Below are 18,169 nucleotides of genomic sequence, written 5' to 3'. Positions count from 1 at the left end.
GTATATACATAATATTAACATATTTAATAGGTATTTAGAAATGGAGTTCTATATGTTTATCCCCCTATTCAGCGGGAACAGATATAGAAAAAGGAGGAATCGCAATATGGGAAGATTAACAGACAAAACCGCAATTATCACAGGGGCCGCGACAGGCATCGGACAAGCGACGGCACGGGTTTTCGCCGATGAAGGCGCCCGCGTGATCTGCGGTGACATCAATGAAAGCGAACTGAATGAAACCGTCAGCGCCATCAGAAAAAACGGCGGAGAAGCAGAGGCCTTTCATCTTGATGTATCAGACGAAGAAAACGTAAAGTCTTTTGCAGACGGCATTCAGCAAAAGTACGGAACAATCGATATTCTTTTTAACAATGCCGGTGTTGACCAAGAGGGCGGCAAAGTCCATGAATACCCGGTCGAGCTTTTTGACCGGATCATCGCCGTCGATCTGCGCGGCACATTTCTGTGCAGCAAATATCTCATTCCGCTTATGCTCGAAAAGGGAGGCTCTATCATTAACACCTCCTCCATGTCAGGCCGGGCCGCAGACCTTGACCGCTCCGGCTATAACGCAGCAAAAGGCGGAATCACGAACCTGACAAGAGCAATGGCGATTGATTACGCCAGAAGCGGAATCCGCGTCAATTCCTTATCGCCGGGCACGATTGAAACGCCGCTCATTGATAAATTGGCAGGCACGAAAGAAGACGAAATGGGCGAGGCGTTCCGTGAAGCCAACAAGTGGATCACGCCGCTCGGCCGGCTCGGAAAACCGGAAGAAATGGCAGCTGTCGCGCTCTTCCTCGCTTCAGACGACAGCTCTTACGTCACAGGAGAAGACATCACGGCAGACGGCGGCATCATGGCATACACATGGCCGGGGAAAATGCTGATTGATAAGAAGTGGAAGGAAGAGACAAAGTGACGGCGAAAAAGAAACAAGCCAGTGCAAAAACACTGGCTGAACAAGGAGGGCTGGTTACTTAAACCAGCCCTTTTCCTTTGATCGGGTAATGGCCTCAATTCGATTTTTCACTTCTAATTTATCCAGAATCATCGAAACGTAATTGCGGACTGTACCGCTTTTGATGCTGAGGGCGTTTGCGATTTCTTTCGTATTTTTTCCGTCTGCGACGAGTTCGAGCACCGCTTTTTCCCGTTCAGTCAGCGGGTTTTCTTCACCATAGATGTCCTCCATTAATTCAGGGGCGTAGACGCGTCTTCCTTTCATAACACTGCGGATGGCGCTGACGAGCTCCTCACTCGGGCTGTCCTTGAGCATGTAACCGCTGACGCCCGCTTTTAGCGCCCGCTGAAAATAGCCGGAGCGGGCAAAGGTCGTCAAAATGATGATTTTCACATCACTGTCCTTGAGCTTTTCCGCCGCCTCAAGACCTGATACCCCGGGCATTTCAATATCCATCAGACAGATGTCAGGAGCGTGTTTTTCCACGAAATCGATGGCATCCTGGCCGCTTGTGCCTTGGCCGACAACCGTCATATCCTCTTCTAAATTCAACAGCGAACCGAGTGCGCCGAGCAGCATTTGCTGATCCTCGGCAATGAAGATGTTGATCATCTGCTACCATCCTTTTCTTTTGATTTTGAATCATTCGGGATTCTCATGGTCAGCTTTGTTCCGGCAGCTGTATCGATGGCTAAACTGCCATTCGCGAATTCAAGCCGTTCTCTCATTCCAAGCAGGCCGTTTCCCTGTGAAAAAAAGCGGTCTTCTCTGCATTGAAAGCTGCCGTCATCTTCTACCGTAATGACAACCTCTTTCCAAAGCTGCTGAATGGTGATGCGGCATACTTTGGCGCCGCTGTGTTTCACGACATTGGTGACGGCTTCTTTAATGCACATGCTGACGATGTTTTCGTTCAGCAGAGAGATATGTTTTGGCGCTTCTTTTTCTTCATACACAAATTCAATTCCTGCCGCTTCAAGAATTTGCCGAACATTGCCGAGCTCATCCTTCAATCGGATGCCTTTCATCGACGAGACAATTTGTCTGACCTCATTTAAGGAGGTGCGGGCCGTCTGTTGAACACTTTTCAGCTCAGTGCGGGCCTGTTCAGGGTCCTTGTAAATCAACTTCCGGGCAAGGTCGCTTTTCAGTCCGATTAAGGAGAGCTTTTGTCCAAGTGTATCGTGAAGGTCCCGGGCGATGCGCTGCCTTTCTTCCAGCTTCACAAGATCCGCGATTCGTTCATTTGCATATTCTAATTTCTCCTCGAGGCGCTCTCGTGCCTTTCTGCTTCGAATGCTGAGCGGGAGCAGGATGGCACTGATCAGAGTAATGACGATAAACGGGATTTGCGTCAAAAACCAGTCTTTTTTCAGAACAAGGCTGAAGTTGACGGCAATCGCCGCACTGATGATATGAATGTAATATAAGATGTAAAATGGAACTTTGTCCCGGATATGGCCGATGAAGTAGGCGATAAAGAAAGCGAAATAAATATAGCTGAACAGCATGACTGATCCGGTCGAAATGCCGATCAGAAGAAGCGCCCATAAGTAAACCGGCCAGCCTTTTGCAACAAATGCAAAGCGGTATGCGCCAAAGAAAACAAGCGTGAAAATGATGCCGGCCACGATGACAAAGGTAGAAGAGCTTTTAAAAATAAAATAAAAAGGCAAGATGAAAAAAATCGTCCATATATAAGGAGAAATCCCATTCAGTTTTTGAAATTTAAAATATTTCTTCATCCTTATTCCACCTTCTGCCGCTTGTGTCTACCATCACTTTACCAAAACGCCGCCTTTATTGCATCCTCACACATAAAGAGCAGGCCCTTTCTGATAACAGAAAGAGCCGCGAGCCATATCAGGCATTTTTCTTTAAAGGTTCTTTCGGCACCTGCTGGGGCGGCGGTGTTTTCCGCGCCTCCCGAAAGGTGACAAATTGCTTTTCATCCTCATCCCACAGACGGAATTTCATGGATTCAAGACTTGTTTTAAGTGTAATGGTCGGTACGTTTTTTAAAGGTTCGTGCCCCTCATGAGCCGCTTCCAGCTTGTAATTCGGCACTTTCGGGCTTAAGTGGTGGACATGATGGTAGCCGATATTGCCCGTCAGCCATTGCAAAAGCTTCGGAAGCTTGTAAAAGGAGCTTCCTTCTACCGCGGCCTGCACATAGTCCCAATGCTCATCGGCTTCAAAATAAGAATCCTCGAATGTATGCTGGACATAAAAGAGCCAAACGCCGATTGACCCCGAAATAAGGAAAATCGGACCCTGAACAAGCAAAAAGTTTTCCCAGCCGACAAGCAGGCACGTCGCAGCAGCCAATAAGACAATCGCCGCGTTCGTGAAATAGGTGTTCCAGCGTTCCTTGCGGCGGGCGCCTTTTACATTGAAACGGTTTTTAATCAGAAATACGTAAATCGGGCCGAGAATAAACATAATAAACGGATTGCGATAAAGTCTGTAGCGTACTTTTGTCCAGGCTGACGCTTCGTTGTATTCCTTGACGGTCATCATCCAAATATCGCCTGTTCCCCGTTTATCTAAGTTGCTGCTTGTCGCATGATGAATGGAGTGGCTGCGCTGCCATTGAGAGAACGGAAACAGTGTCAGCACACCTGAAATAAACCCAAACAGCCGGTTCAGCTTCTTTTGTTTGAAAAAGGATTGATGGCAGCAGTCGTGGAAAATAATAAAGATTCTTGTCAAAAATCCCGCAGCTATTACAGTAAAGGCGAGGGTCAGAAAATAGGAGACATCGAGGCTGAAGTAAGCAAGAAACCAAAGGGCAAAGAACGGTACAAACGTGTTGAGAAGCTGAATGACACTATGCTTTGTATCGGCACCGGAAAATGCGGCAACCTGCTTTTTTAAAGACGCTTGTTTTTGAGTTGCGGCGTGATTGATCATGGATGTCACGTCCCTTCTTTTTCATTATGATCCCAAGTATAACGGGGCGCCAGACGCTTTTGTAGTAGCAGCCATCATGCCCCGAATATGACATTTGTCATGTTTGGCAGCAGAATTTCTTTTTTTATAAGGGATAACGCCGGACACTTCATATCGGCACTTCTCAAAGAAAACAGAAAAAAAGAACTCCGCCTGTTTTGGGAGTTCTTTTTCATCATCTTCACAGCAAAATCACCCGATACTTCTTCACATCCAAAAACTGGAGAAATTCCCAGGCCAGCATGTCCGGCGCGTGGTCTTGTCCTTCATGAAGACGATATTGAATCAGACCGACGAGCATGGACGCGACATAGTATGCATAGAGCTTTTTGCCCGCCTGAATGTGCAGAGGCTGATGAAGATAAAACGATTGCAGCGCTCTGAACATTTCCGGGATGACGTCAGGCACTCCGGAACCCTCTCTCAGAAAATGGACGAGCGGCATGCCGTCCGACAGTGCGGAAAAGAGCCGGACGAGCGCAGTTTCCGCTTCTTCCATGGAGCAGTCAGCAGGATCTCCCTTTACCGTCAATAATCCGATCAGCTCCCGGCATGATTGATGGATGATCGTTTTCAGCAACGCTTCTTTGTTGGCGTAATGGTCATAAAAAGTGGCACGGCGCAGGTTGCTTTCACGGGCAATATCGGAAATCGTAATCGCCGCATAATCCTTTTTTTCTGCTGCTAAGCCGATCATAGCCTCTTGCAAGGCCTGCCTCGTCCGTGTCACCCGCCGGTCGGCGGGCTTTTTTTCTTCTTGTTCCGGCACCCGGCGGCCGAACAGCCAGTAAAACCGTTTTTGAGAAATCAAATCCCACACCTGCCCGCTGATCGCTTCCGGTGATGCCCCGGGCTCCTCATTCAGCCAGTACAACACAATGGCATACGTATATAAAGAGCGGTAATGAATGTACATATCCTGTTCGGTCGGTGAGAAATTTGCATTCACCGGTGACAAAAGCACATCATGCCGGAATACATCTTTAAAAAAAGCATGAAAGTGAAAATACGGCATTTTTTGACGATCCATCATCGTTTGGAAAAACGCCCGATGCCGGTCAACAAAAGACAGGGTCGGATGCACTTTTTGCCAGCCGCCATTTAAATGAAGCACATCTTTATGCTTCAGCGAATCATACAGCGCTTCACTCAGCCCGTCCTTCATTTCTTCCGTTATATCTTCTAAAATTGCATATTTATCCTCGTAATAAAGGTACAGTGTCCCCCGGCTCACGTGCGCCCGTTCGGCGATATCCTTCATGGTCACACGGCGGATATCCCGCTCCCCAAGCATAACCAAGAGCGCTTGTTTGATGTCAGTTGTCACAGAATCCGGCATAAGAGACACTCCTTTCATTAGACAGATCACCGCAATTTGTACGGTAACGTATAGATGCGTTTACGCTGTCTTTGCCGCAAAATCACATCACACTATAATAGGCCCTGAAGAAATAAAAAAGCAACCAGAGGAGGAAGACCGATGGATCAGCATATAAAAGCAGACATCAAACGCGTCTTTGAGCTTCAGAAAAAAAATCAAAAAACACTGCGTGCTTCAACAGCCGAGCAGCGCAAAGAAAAGCTTCAGCGCTTTTTAGATGCCGTCACCGCTCATGAAGAAGAAATCATCGAGGCGATCAGACGGGACGTCCGCAAGCCTTATCATGAGGTGAAAAGAGCGGAAACGCAGGGAACGATCAAGGCGATTAAAGATAATATGAACAATCTCGACACCTGGATGGCGCCGAAACGCGTCGGCTCATCCGTCAGCCCGGACGCTGACGGCGTATTAATGTACGAGCCAAAAGGCGTCACCTTAATTCTCGGCCCATGGAATTATCCGTTTATGCTGACGATGGCTCCGCTTGCCGCCGCCATTGCGGCCGGCAACAGCGCGATTGTGAAGCTGTCTGATTTTACGATGGAGACGAGCCATATTGCCGCGACAGTCATTCGTGAAGCATTTCATGAAAAAGAAGTCGCCATTTTTGAAGGTGAGGTTGATGTCGCGACAGAACTGCTCGATCAGCCGTTTGACCACATTTTCTTCACCGGCAGCACGAATGTCGGCAAAATCGTCATGACAGCAGCGGCGAAGCACTTGTCGTCCGTCACGCTTGAGCTTGGCGGAAAAAGCCCGACGATCATTGACAGCGACTATGATTTAATGGACGCAGCGAAAAAAATCGCCGTCGGCAAATTTGTCAATGCGGGACAAACATGTATCGCTCCTGACTATCTCCTTATGAAGGAAGATGTACAGGACACCTTTACAGATCTCCTGCAAACCATTGTCAATGCAGGTTTTATGGAGGATGATCATACGGTTGACCGCAATAAATTCACGCAGATTGTCAATGAGCGCAACTTTAACCGTGTCAAAGCTCTATATGATGATGCCATTGAAAAAGGGGCGAAAACGGCCTTCGGCGGCGTATTCGATGCGTATGACCGCACGATTTCTCCGACCGTGCTGACAAACGTCACGCCTGATATGAAGATCATGCAGGAGGAGATTTTCGCACCGATTCTGCCGATTATGAATTACGAAGATATCAGTGAAGCCGTTGATTACATCACTGACCGGGACAAGCCGCTTGCCTTATATGTATTCAGCCGTAATCAGGAGCTGATCGATTATGTCCTGCAGCACACGACGTCCGGCAACGCTTCTATCAATGATGTCGTCGTTCATTTCACTGACGTTAACCTTCCGTTCGGCGGCGTTAATACGAGCGGAATCGGTTCATATCACGGTGTGTACGGCTTTAAAGAATTTTCTCATGAAAAAGGCGTTTTTATTCAAGCCTCTAAATAAAAAAAGAATCCGCGCAGATGACGCGGATTCTTTTTTATTATTTTTTTGCCCCGAATGCGAGCAGTTTCGTATAAGTGCCGACGTAAAGCGTGCCGTCTTCAGCCAGAACCGGGGAGGAAATGACATTGCTGTCTGTTTGATAGCGCCATTTTTCATTACCGTCAGCGTCAACCGCATAGACGTTTTTATCGTCAGAGCCGAAGTACACATTGCCGTCTGCATCAATCAGCGGCGCCGTTCTCACAGGCCCGTCCGTATAGAAAGACCAGTTCATATTACCGGTTTTGCTGATGGAAAACAGCTCGCCGCTTCCCGAACCAATATACACATTGCCGTTATGGTCAATCGCTAATGAAGAGCTGGAGAAACCGTTTAACGGGAACGTCCATTTTACAGCGCCCGTTGATGTATAGGCGTATAAGCTGCCGTCCTGGTTTCCAGCGTAAACGGTGCCGTCTCTGTCAATAACCGGATAACCTTTAAACCCGTTGGACGTCGTTTTTGACCATTTCACTTGGCCCGTTCCGGAATTGATCGCATAAAAGATATTATTGTACGTTGCCGTATACAGCGTGCCGTTTGATGCTAACACGGGAGCGGAGCCGACCACGCCGTTTGTTTTAAATTTCCACTTTTGCGTCCATGTCGAAGGCGACGTCGGTTTAATCGCATAGATATAGTTATCCAGCGTCGACACATACAGCGTGCCGTCAGAACCGATAGCCGCATCGGAACTCGGCGCTGCGCTCAGCGGAACTGAAGTTAAAATGTTTCCGGTTTCTTTGTCGATGAAATACAGTTTTTTATCGTGAGAAGGAAGATAAATGACACCGTTTGTTCCGAGCACCGGAGTCAGCGTATAGGTTGTCCCGAGGTTTTCCGTCACCCATTTCACAGAACCGTCCGGATGATATGCCGTCAGCTTCCCGTCTTTTGATTGAATAAATACGGTGCCGTCTCCGTCAACCGCGGCTCCCGCACCGTTTTGAGGGTTGGCCGGGACATTCTTTTCCCATTTTAACGATCCGTCGGCAGTGCTTGTGAACCGGCTTTCCCTTGACCAGTTGAACATCGTCGGAGACATGGCCTGCGCGTCATACCGTCCCGTCAAGAAACCAGATGCCGCATGATTTTGTTTAAATACCGTTTCCGCAGCTTGAGCAGCCGCCGGATGCAGCCATTTTGCCCCCGGCAGATCAGAAACCGCTCCCACAGATAAAGCCGCAGCAACCGCAGCGCCGGCTGCCAATGTTTTCATTCGAAGTGAAGCTGTCTTTTTTTTCAATGTAAGTTCCTCCCGTTTCTATTAAAAACTGCTATACCGCTATAATCATACCATAATCATCCTATGAAATATTTGTATTTTAAGTAGATTTATAGAACAAATGTCACATAGACTGCTGCTGATGTTTCGGAGAGGAACGAAACGCGGCAATGTACCACACCACATTGACGATAAAAGCCGCGCCTGACCAAACGAGAAGACCGTAATAAAGAGACAGCTCCTGCCCTAAGGAAATGGCGGTCAATAACGCCACCAACAAGACAGCCGCGCAAATGATAAGCCCGATTCCGCAAAAAACGGCCATGATGATTTTCATGCCACGAACACCGAGAACATACATAATGAGCGGGACCGCATATATAACAAGGATCTGACCGACGGCGGCCCACATGCCCGCGGAGTTAAAACGATTCGCGTTCGGCCCCGTTTCTGCAAGCGGAGAAAGCGAGACGATGACCGGCAACAGACAAAACATCAGAGCGGACAGCAAGGTCACCGTGACCGTACCTTTTTTCTTTTGATTCATGTGAATATCCTCCTGACAAATACCCGGATTTTTTACCGGTAATCTGATAATATGTTATATTTTAACACGATATTTACTTAATTTGAGAATGTTTTACCAAAAACGAATTTACAAATCCAGAAAAATAGATATAATAAACGTTATGGAACCGATATTGATTCATAAAGCGCTATCTAACAAAACACGAAGTGATATTATGACATGGCTTAAACACCCGGAGGACCATTTTGATGAAAGGCCTTATCTTGAGCAGGGCCTCAGTTTCCGCACCGGAATTTGCGTCGGTGATATTCAGGCAAAGTCGGGGCTTGCGCAGTCCGTCATCTCCAGCTACCTGCTGACGATGCAAAAAGCCGGCCTGCTGGAATCTGAACGAATCGGAAAGTGGACCTATTACAGAAGGAATGAAAAACAAATTAAAGCCTTCGCTGACTATGTTCAGCACCAGCTATAACCATGAAAGGAGGGCTTTTTTTGTTCTAACATATCTATTTTTCTGTATATGTAGTTATAAAAGGAGGCATACATAACAATGAAAAAAAGCAGTTCCATCTTCATTCTATTTTTGGCACTAGGGGTTTTCGGGATTATCACGACCGAGATGGGCATTATCGGCGTTCTTCCGCAAGTGGCGGACAGATTTCAAATGGCCGCTTCAAAAGCGGGGTGGCTTGTCAGTATTTTCGCATTCATCGTCGCTGTGTCGGGACCGTTTTTGACCTTGCTTGCCTCAGGTATAAACCGGAAATACATTCTGCTTTTGGCGGTGCTGATGTTTGCCGTTTCTAATGCAGTCTACGCGTATACGGCGCATTTCAGTGTCATGCTTGCGTTTCGGATCATTCCGGCTTTATGCCACCCCGTGTTCTTTTCTGTAGCGCTTGCGGCCGCGGCCCGCCTTGTTCCCGCCGGCCAATCCGGAAAAGCCGTAACGAAAGTCTTTTCAGGCATCACCGCCGGCTTTGCGTTCGGCGTCCCTTTCACATCCTATCTGGCTGAGCGTCTCTCCCTTGAATCAGCCTTCCTATTCGGCGCGATCGTCAGTCTCATCGCGTTCATGGGCATTCTTCTCTTTTTGCCATCCATGCCGGTCACAGAAAAAATGTCTTTCAGAAGCCAGCTCGGCATCCTTCGCAAACCGGCCTTGTGGCTTAATATCGCTGCCGTTACCTGTCTCTTTGCGGCCATGTTTTCTGTCTACAGCTATTTTGCGGAGTACCTCGGACGGGTGTCCAATATGAACGGCACATGGGTCAGCTTCATGCTGATGAGCTTCGGGGTGATTATGATAGCCGGGAATTTCGTCTTCGGCGCTTTGTTATACAAAAATATGAAAAAGACCGTCATCCTGTTTCCGCTTCTTTATACAGCCGCCTACTTGCTCATATATGGGTTTGGGACGTCTTTCGCACCGATGGCCGTCCTTGTCTTCGTATGGGGCGCCGTTCATTCCGGCGGTCTCATTGTGAGTCAGACATGGCTTACTGCTGAAGCAAAGGAGGCCCCCGAATTCGGCAACAGCCTGTTTGTCTCCTTTTCCAACCTCGGCATCACCATCGGAACGGCGGCGGGCGGCTGGTTTATTTCACATTTGGGAATCCATCAGCTGATGTGGTGCGGCATCATGTTTGCCCTTCTGGCTTTCGGGCTGATCATGGGACGCTTAGCATGGGGAAAGAGGCCGCTCGCAGAAGCTTAAGCTCCGTTGCAAAATCCGGCATGATTACGTATAATATGGCAGATTAAAGCAAGGGAGAGAAAAAGATACATGGAAAGACCGGCAGGATTTTGGATTCGGTTTCTGGCGTATGTCATTGATCAGATCATTATAGGAATTCCGATTTTTATCATTCAATTTGCAGTCAGTTTTTTATTTGCGGCAGGCGTTGCGGCGGCTGACCCCTTCATGACCGAAAATCAGTTTAACATCTCTTTTCTGGTGTTCGGCGTCATCCCGATTCTTGTGAGCTCTTTTGTGATCAGCATCTTATATTTCAGCCTGCTCACAGCCTCAAAGATGCAGGGGACACTGGGAAAAGCATTGCTCGGCCTTAAGGTCGTCAATGAAGATGGCGGACGCGTTTCCATCGGCCAGGCCTTCGGACGCGCTTTCGCTTATATCATATCTAAGGTCATTCTTTATATCGGTTTCATTATGGGTGCCTTCGGAGAGAAAAAAGCGCTGCACGACATCATGTGCAGCACCCGGGTTGTTTATAAATAATGTCCTTAAGTCCGGGCCTTTTGAGCCCGGGCTTTTTTATGACGGCTGCGCCGGCTTGATGTCAATGCCGCCTTTTCCGTCAGCCTCAATGCGGATCGTCCCGTTCACAATGACAGACAGCGGATGAAACTCCGCATGCTGATCAGAAAAAATCCAGCGGCGCCCGTTCCGCCCTAAAAGCAAAAACGCCCCATCATTGTAATCACCCATAAAATGAAACCCGTTCTCCTTAAGAGGCGCGCCGTCTCTCACCGGTATACCGAAACGCTGCAGCTCCTTCCCGGTCGATACCACCTCGGCAGCCGTCAGATTCACCTCGCCGATATTCAGGACGGACTCAATCGAAAAACGTTCCGCGCTTGCCGGCGATGTGTCTCTCGCGATGAATTCCGCCAGATTGTTGGACGGATCTTTGAAATAAAAGGAACGCGCATGTATATGAGAGAAATACACCTCATCCTCCCCATCTTCCGTTTGAAAAACGACTTTATCCTTTATCCACGCCTTCGCCTCATCAAAACGATTATTCGGAATGTTAAACGCGAAATGATACGCCGGATGAGATTGAGAATCGGCGCGCCTGAATTCCAATTCACTTTCTCCCGCCTTGATTGTAAACGAATCATCGGACTCACCCGCTAAAGAAAAACCCAACACCCCTACGTAGAAGTCTTTCGTCTCCTCTAAAGCACAACTGTACAAAGTAATGTTATTTATTTGCATGATCATACCCCCTTTGGTTTATACTGCCATATAGAGGGGTTGAATCCCACTATTTCGTTTCACCAATTGAGAATCCCCCTTCCGCCCGGCGCTGAACATGATAAACAGCGCCAAACCGCTTATACCAAGCGATTTTTAACGTCTAAAGCAAAAAAAGCAGAAAATAATACCTCATATAGCTTGACAAAAAATAAATGTTATTTAATAATCTATATATAATTAGAATTATTATTGAAAGATAAAGTGAATGCTTTGTCTTTTTAATATATTTTAAAATCACATTTCAGGAGGAAGATATTATGTCTTTAATCGGAAAAGAAGTACTGCCATTCGAAGCAAAAGCTTTCAAAAACGGTGAATTCATCGATGTAACAAACGAAGATTTGAAAGGTCAATGGAGCGTTTTCTGCTTCTACCCAGCAGATTTCTCTTTCGTTTGCCCGACTGAACTTGAAGATCTTCAAGGACAATACGCTGCACTGAAAGAATTAGGTGTTGAAGTATACTCTGTTTCTACAGATACTCACTTCGTACACAAAGGCTGGCATGACAGCTCTGAAAAAATCGGCAAAATCACTTACGCAATGATCGGTGACCCATCTCAAACGATCTCCCGCAACTTCGACGTTCTTGACGAAGAAACTGGTCTTGCTGACCGCGGAACATTCATCATCGATCCTGATGGCGTCATCCAAACAGTTGAAATCAATGCTGGCGGTATCGGCCGTGACGCAAGCAACCTTGTAAACAAAGTAAAAGCAGCTCAATACGTTCGTCAAAACCCAGGTGAAGTCTGCCCGGCTAAATGGGAAGAAGGCGGCGAAACACTTACACCTAGCCTTGATTTGGTAGGTAAAATCTAAGGAGTGCATTCAATTGGTACTTGATGCAAATATCAAAGCACAATTAAATCAATACATGCAGCTAATTGAGAACGACATTGTTCTCAAAGTAAGCGCCGGTGATGATGACACTTCTAAGGACATGCTGGCTCTCGTTGACGAACTGGCTTCCATGTCATCTAAAATTTCAGTTGAAAAAACTGAATTGAACAGAACACCGAGCTTCAGTGTTAATCGTACCGGAGAAGACACAGGCGTTACATTCGCCGGTGTTCCTCTCGGCCACGAATTTACATCATTAGTGCTGGCATTGCTTCAAGTCAGCGGCAGAGCGCCTAAGGCTGATCAAAAGGTCATTGACCAGATTAAGAACATCAGCGGAGAATACCGTTTTGAGTCTTATATCAGCCTGACGTGCCACAACTGCCCTGATGTCGTCCAAGCATTAAACATGATGAGCGTGCTCAACCCGAATATCACTCATACAATGATTGACGGCGCGGCATTCAAAGAAGAAGTAGAAAGCAAAAACATTATGGCTGTTCCGACTGTTTTCTTAAACGGTGAATCTTTCGGAAGCGGCCGTATGACCATCGAAGAGATTCTCGCAAAAATGGGCAGCGGCGCAGATGCGTCTGAGTTTGCCGAGAAAGAGCCGTTTGACGTTCTTGTTGTCGGCGGCGGACCTGCCGGCGCAAGCGCGGCGATCTACACGGCGCGTAAAGGCATCCGCACCGGTGTCGTCGCTGAACGCTTCGGCGGCCAGGTACTCGACACCATGAGCATCGAAAACTTCATCAGCGTCAAAGCGACTGAAGGACCGAAGCTCGCTGCAAGCCTTGAAGAGCACGTGAAAGATTATGATATTGACGTCATGAACCTTCAGCGCGCGAAACGCCTTGAGAAAAAAGACCTCTTCGAACTTGAACTTGAAAACGGCGCTGTACTGAAAAGTAAAACAGTGATCCTGTCAACAGGTGCCCGCTGGCGCAATGTCAACGTACCTGGTGAGCAAGAGTTCAAGAACAAAGGTGTTGCATACTGCCCGCACTGTGACGGACCATTGTTTGAAGGCAAAGACGTAGCCGTTATCGGCGGCGGAAACTCCGGAATCGAAGCGGCGATTGACCTTGCAGGTATCGTCAATCACGTGACTGTGCTGGAGTTCGCGCCTGAACTGAAAGCAGACGAAGTCCTGCAAAAACGTCTTTACAGCCTGCCAAACGTCACTGTGCACAAAAATGCACAAACGAAAGAAATCACAGGCGACCAAAACGTAAACGGCATTACGTTCGTTGACCGTGAAACAGGCGAAGAAAAACACGTTGAACTTCAAGGTGTATTCGTCCAAATCGGTCTCGTGCCTAATACAGAATGGTTAGACGAAACTGTCGAACGCAACCGCATCGGCGAAATTATCGTCGATAAGAGCGGCGCGACAAACGTTCCCGGCCTATTCGCCGCAGGGGACTGCACAGACGGCCCGTACAACCAAATCATTATCTCAATGGGATCAGGTGCAACTGCCGCTTTAGGCGCATTTGATTATTTGATCCGGAATTAATGTAAAAAGCCGCCATACGAATGGCGGCTTTTTATGTTATCAGTTAGGGTTTGCCCCGCCAACACATGCTTTTCCTCATCGTTTTGCAGCTTCTCCCACTTTTTCGCCTGCTTTCTATATCATTTGAATTTTAAGGGTAATGTTAACATTACCCTTGTTAAAATAAATATATTCCCATTTATATCTATTACTTTTTCCTTTAATTAGAAAGGGGTTATTTGAATTGCAAAGAAAGTCTTTTACTGACTCATCCATTTTCTTTTTTTTAATTTTTATTTTGGGTGGCATACTTTTTCTTTTAACAAAATGATTCGAGTCTTTTTTAGTTGTTGACTCTCTAATCTATTTATACATAAGGCTTGCTCGCTATTAAGGCCCTATATTCGCCTGGTCAACGAAAGAAAAAGACAGCATACTGCAAGCGGTATGCTGTCTTTTTCGTGAAATTCTGATGACCATTTCATTCATAACCTTTATGTCTTGCTCCCTCTCGCCCGATAGATAAGAAACAGTCCAATAAACCACAGCGGCGTCAGCAGCAAAGCCGGGCGCGTCGCATCCGCAAACAGCATAATCACCAGAATGGCGGCAAACAGCGCCAGCACGGCGTAATTGATAAACGGCGCGAACGGCGCCTTGAAAGACGAGCTTGCGTGTAAGTCCGGACGGGTTTTCCTGTATCTGATATGACAGACAAGAATCACGCCCCACACCCAAATGAAACAAATTGCGCTGATAGTGGTCACGATGCCAAACGCTTCTTCCGGTATCAATTTGCTTAAAAGAGCGCCCGCTGACAGCACAATGACCGATACCCATAATGCGCTGCTCGGCACATGGTTTTTATTCAGCTTCGCGAAACTTGCCGGCGCCTGTTTCGTTTTGCTTAAATTATACAAAATCCGGCTTGTAGAAAACATCCCGCTGTTACAAGCAGAAGCGGCCGACGTTAATACGACAAAATTAATGATTCCCGCGGCCACCGGAATGCCGACTAAGCTGAAGGTTTTCACAAAAGGACTTTCCGCCGCATTCAGCTGCGTCCAAGGGTTAATACATAAAAGAATGATCAATGCCCCCACGTAGAAAAATAAAATACGCAATGGAATTTTATTGATAGCGGACGGAATGTTTTTTTTCGGATTTGATGTCTCCGCTGCCGACACACCCACTAATTCCACACCGACATAGGCGAAGATCACCATCTGGAACGACAGCAAAAAGCCTGAAAACCCGTTTGGAAACAAGCCGCCGTGCTCCCACAGATTCGCCGCTGAAACCGTTCCGGTATGCGTTTTGAACCCAATCACCAGCAAAACCACACCGATGACAATTAACGCGAGAATCGTGATCACCTTAATTAAGGCGAACCAAAACTCCAATTCTCCAAAAATCTTGACCGTTAACAGATTAAGCCCTAATAAAATGAGCAAACAGATTAGTGCAGGAACCCACTGCGGAATGTCAAACCAATATTTCACATATACACCGACGGCGATCACATCCGCCATAGCCGTCATAATCCAGCAAAACCAATAAGTCCAGCCGGTGACAAACGCCGCACGCGGCCCTAAATACGCCTCGGCAATATCCGTTAATGATTGGTACCCCGCTTTAGATAACAGCAGTTCTCCCAGCGCCCTCATGACGAAAAAAAGCGCAATACCTACAATAAAATACGCAAAGATGATAGAAGGACCCGCCAGCTGAATCGCCTTACCGGACCCTAAAAACAATCCGGTGCCGATCGTGCCGCCAATGGCGATCAGCTGCACGTGCCGATTCGACAAGTCCCTCTTTAGCTCTCGCTGTTCCACACCTGACTCCTCCTTACTTTTTGATGAACGACGAGAAAATAAAGCCAATAAAAAAAGAGATTGGATGCCCTCCAATCTCATGGTCATAAGAATATCAAATTATATTTGCGCCGCTGACAATCAACAGCATGCCAAATACATATTCGGTACTCTTCTGTCCTTTTGCCTGAGATTGTGAACCCTTCGGCGCCGCGGTAAACCCGCGGTCTCTCCAGAAGCCGCTCCTGCTGTAGTGCGACCCACAGCAATCATAGCCTGCTACGTATTAAGTTTCCGATAGAAATAACTATCAGCTAACTTTTTATTTTAATGGAAGTTTAATCATTTGTCAATAGGGTGATGAGCTGTCTGCGGAAGGTATATGTTGATGCCTTAAGCGCCGCATTTTCTGTTTTGTTTGTCTCAAAAAGGACTTATGAGGTACTATCATATAAGGTCTAATGATTTAAATATCATGTCATACTTTAAATTCACCTTATCATGCAATGGCTCGTAAATAAAAAGGGGATGGACGAGATTGGAAACCAAATATTTAGATCTGCTCGCACAAAAATACGATTGTGAAGAAAAAGTGGTCACAGAGATCATTAATCTGAAAGCGATACTGAACCTGCCGAAAGGAACCGAGCATTTCGTCAGTGATCTGCACGGAGAGTATCAGGCATTCCAGCACGTGCTGCGGAACGGTTCAGGAAGAGTCAAAGAGAAGATCCGCGATATTTTCAGCGGCGTCATTTACGATAGAGAAATTGATGAACTGGCAGCTTTGGTCTATTATCCGGAGGACAAACTGAAGCTGATCAAACATGACTTTGATACGAAAGAGGCATTAAACGAGTGGTATAAAGAAACGATTCATCGGATGATTAAGCTCGTTTCATATTGTTCTTCCAAGTACACCCGCTCTAAATTGCGCAAAGCGCTGCCTGCCCAATTTGCTTATATTTCCGAAGAGCTGCTGTACAAAACAGAACAATCCGCCAACAAAGAACAATATTACTCCGAAATCATAGAACAGATCATCGCGCTCGGCCAAGCTGATAAGCTGATCACCGGGCTTGCTTACAGCGTGCAGCGATTGGTAGTCGACCATCTGCATGTTGTCGGCGATATTTATGACCGGGGACCGCAGCCGGACAGGATTATGGAAGAACTGATCAACTATCATTCAGTGGATATTCAATGGGGGAATCACGATGTTCTCTGGATAGGCGCCTATGCCGGTTCCAAAGTATGTCTGGCCAATATTATCCGTATCTGTGCCCGCTATGACAACCTGGACATTATTGAAGACGTCTACGGCATCAATCTGAGACCGCTATTGAACCTTGCCGAAAAATATTATGATGATAACCCGGCTTTCCGCCCAAAAGCAACCGAAAACAGACCGGAAGATGAGATTAAGCAAATCACAAAAATCCATCAGGCGATCGCGATGATCCAATTCAAGCTTGAGAGCCCGATTATTAAGAGACGGCCGAATTTTAATATGGAAGAACGGCTGTTACTGGAAAAGATTGATTATGACCGCAATGAAATCACGCTGAACGGAAAAACGTATCAACTGGAAAACACCTGCTTTGCGACGGTGAATCCCAAACAGCCCGATCAGCTATTAGAAGAAGAAGCAGAAGTCATGGACAAGCTGCTGTTCTCTGTCCAGAATTCCGAAAAGCTGGGCCGCCATATGAATTTTATGATGAAAAAAGGCAGCCTGTATTTAAAATATAACGGCAACCTGTTGATTCACGGCTGTATTCCTGTTGACGAAAACGGCAATATGGAAACGATGATGATAGAGGATAAAGCTTATGCGGGCCGTGAGCTTCTCGATGTATTTGAACGGTTCTTACGGGAAGCGTTTGCTCATCCGGAAGAAACCGATGACCTTGCGACAGACATGGTCTGGTACTTATGGACAGGCGAGTATTCCTCCCTCTTCGGAAAACGCGCCATGACCACCTTTGAGCGGTATTTCATCAAAGAGAAGGAAACGCATAAAGAAAAGAAAAACCCGTATTACTATTTGCGTGAAGACGAGGCAGCCTGCCGAAACATCCTGAAGGAATTCGGGCTCAACCCGGATCATGGCCATATCATCAACGGCCATACACCGGTAAAAGAAATCGAAGGCGAAGATCCGATCAAGGCAAACGGAAAAATGATCGTTATCGACGGCGGCTTCTCCAAAGCCTACCAATCCACAACAGGCATCGCCGGCTACACGCTCTTATACAACTCCTACGGCATGCAGCTCGTCGCCCATAAACACTTTAACTCCAAGGCCGAAGTGCTGAGCACCGGAACCGACGTCTTAACGGTCAAACGATTAGTTGACAAAGAGCTGGAGCGGAAGAAAGTGAAAGAAACGAATGTCGGTGAAGAACTGATGAAAGAAGTCGCGATTTTGGAGAAACTGCGGGAGTATCGGTATATGAATTGAGGAAT

General features: G+C 46.9%; 16 protein-coding genes and 1 riboswitch. Of the genes, 8 read left to right on the top strand and 8 right to left on the bottom strand.

The window, feature by feature from the left end; genetic code table 11:
* The first annotated feature begins 106 nt into the window (after positions 1-106).
* A complete protein-coding gene (locus tag ICW23_RS07270) occupies positions 107-928 on the top strand; it encodes an SDR family oxidoreductase (RefSeq protein ID WP_188154243.1) in 822 nt (273 codons plus the stop codon).
* A gap of 54 nt (positions 929-982) precedes the next feature.
* Here the strand turns inward: ICW23_RS07270 and ICW23_RS07265 are convergent, their stop codons facing one another.
* The 4 genes from ICW23_RS07265 to ICW23_RS07250 form a co-directional block, all read right to left on the bottom strand.
* On the bottom strand, positions 983-1,582 hold the full coding sequence (locus tag ICW23_RS07265; RefSeq protein WP_016937411.1) for a response regulator transcription factor: 600 nt from the start codon (positions 1,580-1,582) through the stop codon (positions 983-985).
* Positions 1,579-2,715, bottom strand: coding sequence for a sensor histidine kinase (locus tag ICW23_RS07260; RefSeq protein ID WP_188154242.1), 1,137 nt, complete (start codon positions 2,713-2,715; stop codon positions 1,579-1,581). Before ICW23_RS07260 ends, ICW23_RS07265 begins: the two co-directional genes overlap by 4 nt.
* A 118-nt stretch (positions 2,716-2,833) precedes the next feature.
* Positions 2,834-3,883: a Delta(5) desaturase DesA gene (desA, locus tag ICW23_RS07255; protein ID WP_016937409.1), complete on the bottom strand. Its 1,050-nt coding sequence runs from the start codon at positions 3,881-3,883 to the stop codon at positions 2,834-2,836.
* A 220-nt stretch (positions 3,884-4,103) separates the two neighbouring features.
* Positions 4,104-5,261 (bottom strand): TetR/AcrR family transcriptional regulator, encoded by a 1,158-nt coding sequence (locus tag ICW23_RS07250; protein WP_188154241.1) that lies wholly within the window; start codon positions 5,259-5,261, stop codon positions 4,104-4,106.
* 141 nt (positions 5,262-5,402) lie between these two features.
* Here ICW23_RS07250 and ICW23_RS07245 point away from each other — a divergent pair, with 141 nt between their 5' ends.
* Positions 5,403-6,740: an aldehyde dehydrogenase family protein gene (locus ICW23_RS07245; protein WP_188154240.1), complete on the top strand. Its 1,338-nt coding sequence runs from the start codon at positions 5,403-5,405 to the stop codon at positions 6,738-6,740.
* Between the two features lie 37 nt (positions 6,741-6,777).
* Here the strand turns inward: ICW23_RS07245 and ICW23_RS07240 are convergent, their stop codons facing one another.
* Together ICW23_RS07240 and ICW23_RS07235 are read right to left on the bottom strand one after the other, a co-directional pair.
* Positions 6,778-7,998, bottom strand: coding sequence for an outer membrane protein assembly factor BamB family protein (locus ICW23_RS07240; RefSeq protein ID WP_188154527.1), 1,221 nt, complete (start codon positions 7,996-7,998; stop codon positions 6,778-6,780).
* A 130-nt stretch (positions 7,999-8,128) separates the two neighbouring features.
* Positions 8,129-8,551, bottom strand: coding sequence for a DUF5391 family protein (locus tag ICW23_RS07235; RefSeq protein ID WP_016937405.1), 423 nt, complete (start codon positions 8,549-8,551; stop codon positions 8,129-8,131).
* Positions 8,552-8,693: 142 nt separating this feature from the next.
* Here ICW23_RS07235 and ICW23_RS07230 point away from each other — a divergent pair, with 142 nt between their 5' ends.
* The 3 genes from ICW23_RS07230 (at position 8,694) to ICW23_RS07220 (ending at position 10,775) form a co-directional block, all read left to right on the top strand.
* On the top strand, positions 8,694-9,005 hold the full coding sequence (locus ICW23_RS07230) for an ArsR/SmtB family transcription factor (protein ID WP_015240918.1): 312 nt from the start codon (positions 8,694-8,696) through the stop codon (positions 9,003-9,005).
* Between the two features lie 78 nt (positions 9,006-9,083).
* A complete protein-coding gene (locus ICW23_RS07225; RefSeq protein WP_016937404.1) occupies positions 9,084-10,250 on the top strand; it encodes an MFS transporter in 1,167 nt (388 codons plus the stop codon).
* A gap of 69 nt (positions 10,251-10,319) precedes the next feature.
* The gene (locus tag ICW23_RS07220) at positions 10,320-10,775 is read left to right on the top strand and encodes an RDD family protein (RefSeq protein ID WP_188154239.1); all 456 of its coding nucleotides are present in this window, start codon (positions 10,320-10,322) and stop codon (positions 10,773-10,775) included.
* 36 nt (positions 10,776-10,811) lie between these two features.
* Here ICW23_RS07220 and ICW23_RS07215 read toward each other — a convergent pair whose 3' ends face one another.
* Positions 10,812-11,498, bottom strand: a complete 687-nt coding sequence (locus tag ICW23_RS07215) for a VOC family protein (RefSeq protein ID WP_016937402.1) — start codon at positions 11,496-11,498, stop codon at positions 10,812-10,814.
* Between the two features lie 299 nt (positions 11,499-11,797).
* On the opposite strand from ICW23_RS07215, the gene ahpC reads away from it, so the two are divergent.
* The gene (gene ahpC / locus ICW23_RS07210) at positions 11,798-12,361 is read left to right on the top strand and encodes an alkyl hydroperoxide reductase subunit C (protein ID WP_004393188.1); all 564 of its coding nucleotides are present in this window, start codon (positions 11,798-11,800) and stop codon (positions 12,359-12,361) included.
* A 13-nt stretch (positions 12,362-12,374) separates the two neighbouring features.
* Positions 12,375-13,904 carry an alkyl hydroperoxide reductase subunit F gene (ahpF, locus tag ICW23_RS07205; RefSeq protein WP_045925591.1) on the top strand — a complete coding sequence of 510 codons (1,530 nt, stop codon included), beginning with the start codon at positions 12,375-12,377 and terminating at the stop codon, positions 13,902-13,904.
* Between the two features lie 473 nt (positions 13,905-14,377).
* Here the strand turns inward: ahpF and ICW23_RS07200 are convergent, their stop codons facing one another.
* Positions 14,378-15,721: an amino acid permease gene (locus ICW23_RS07200; RefSeq protein ID WP_016937400.1), complete on the bottom strand. Its 1,344-nt coding sequence runs from the start codon at positions 15,719-15,721 to the stop codon at positions 14,378-14,380.
* Positions 15,722-15,865: 144 nt separating this feature from the next.
* A riboswitch (glycine riboswitch) is annotated at positions 15,866-15,946 on the bottom strand.
* Positions 15,947-16,238: 292 nt separating this feature from the next.
* Between ICW23_RS07200 and fbp the strand changes: the two genes are divergently transcribed.
* Positions 16,239-18,164 (top strand): fructose-1,6-bisphosphatase, encoded by a 1,926-nt coding sequence (gene fbp, locus ICW23_RS07195; protein ID WP_045925592.1) that lies wholly within the window; start codon positions 16,239-16,241, stop codon positions 18,162-18,164.
* The last annotated feature ends 5 nt before the right edge of the window (positions 18,165-18,169 follow it).

The sequence above is a fragment of the Bacillus sp. 1021 genome, assembly GCF_014534735.1.
Taxonomy (GTDB): Bacteria; Bacillota; Bacilli; order Bacillales; family Bacillaceae; genus Bacillus; species Bacillus siamensis.
The sequence above is the reverse complement of the archived record's forward strand: the minus strand, read 5'-3'. Positions and strand labels throughout refer to the sequence as shown.

Coding starts and splice junctions, on each gene's coding strand:
- ICW23_RS07270 (WP_188154243.1), top strand. CDS start 107: ATGGGAAGATTAACAGACAAAACCGCAATTATCACAGGGGCCGCGACA.
- ICW23_RS07265 (WP_016937411.1), bottom strand. CDS start 1,582: ATGATCAACATCTTCATTGCCGAGGATCAGCAAATGCTGCTCGGCGCA.
- ICW23_RS07260 (WP_188154242.1), bottom strand. CDS start 2,715: ATGAAGAAATATTTTAAATTTCAAAAACTGAATGGGATTTCTCCTTAT.
- desA (WP_016937409.1), bottom strand. CDS start 3,883: ATGATCAATCACGCCGCAACTCAAAAACAAGCGTCTTTAAAAAAGCAG.
- ICW23_RS07250 (WP_188154241.1), bottom strand. CDS start 5,261: ATGCCGGATTCTGTGACAACTGACATCAAACAAGCGCTCTTGGTTATG.
- ICW23_RS07245 (WP_188154240.1), top strand. CDS start 5,403: ATGGATCAGCATATAAAAGCAGACATCAAACGCGTCTTTGAGCTTCAG.
- ICW23_RS07240 (WP_188154527.1), bottom strand. CDS start 7,998: ATGAAAACATTGGCAGCCGGCGCTGCGGTTGCTGCGGCTTTATCTGTG.
- ICW23_RS07235 (WP_016937405.1), bottom strand. CDS start 8,551: ATGAATCAAAAGAAAAAAGGTACGGTCACGGTGACCTTGCTGTCCGCT.
- ICW23_RS07230 (WP_015240918.1), top strand. CDS start 8,694: ATGGAACCGATATTGATTCATAAAGCGCTATCTAACAAAACACGAAGT.
- ICW23_RS07225 (WP_016937404.1), top strand. CDS start 9,084: ATGAAAAAAAGCAGTTCCATCTTCATTCTATTTTTGGCACTAGGGGTT.
- ICW23_RS07220 (WP_188154239.1), top strand. CDS start 10,320: ATGGAAAGACCGGCAGGATTTTGGATTCGGTTTCTGGCGTATGTCATT.
- ICW23_RS07215 (WP_016937402.1), bottom strand. CDS start 11,498: ATGCAAATAAATAACATTACTTTGTACAGTTGTGCTTTAGAGGAGACG.
- ahpC (WP_004393188.1), top strand. CDS start 11,798: ATGTCTTTAATCGGAAAAGAAGTACTGCCATTCGAAGCAAAAGCTTTC.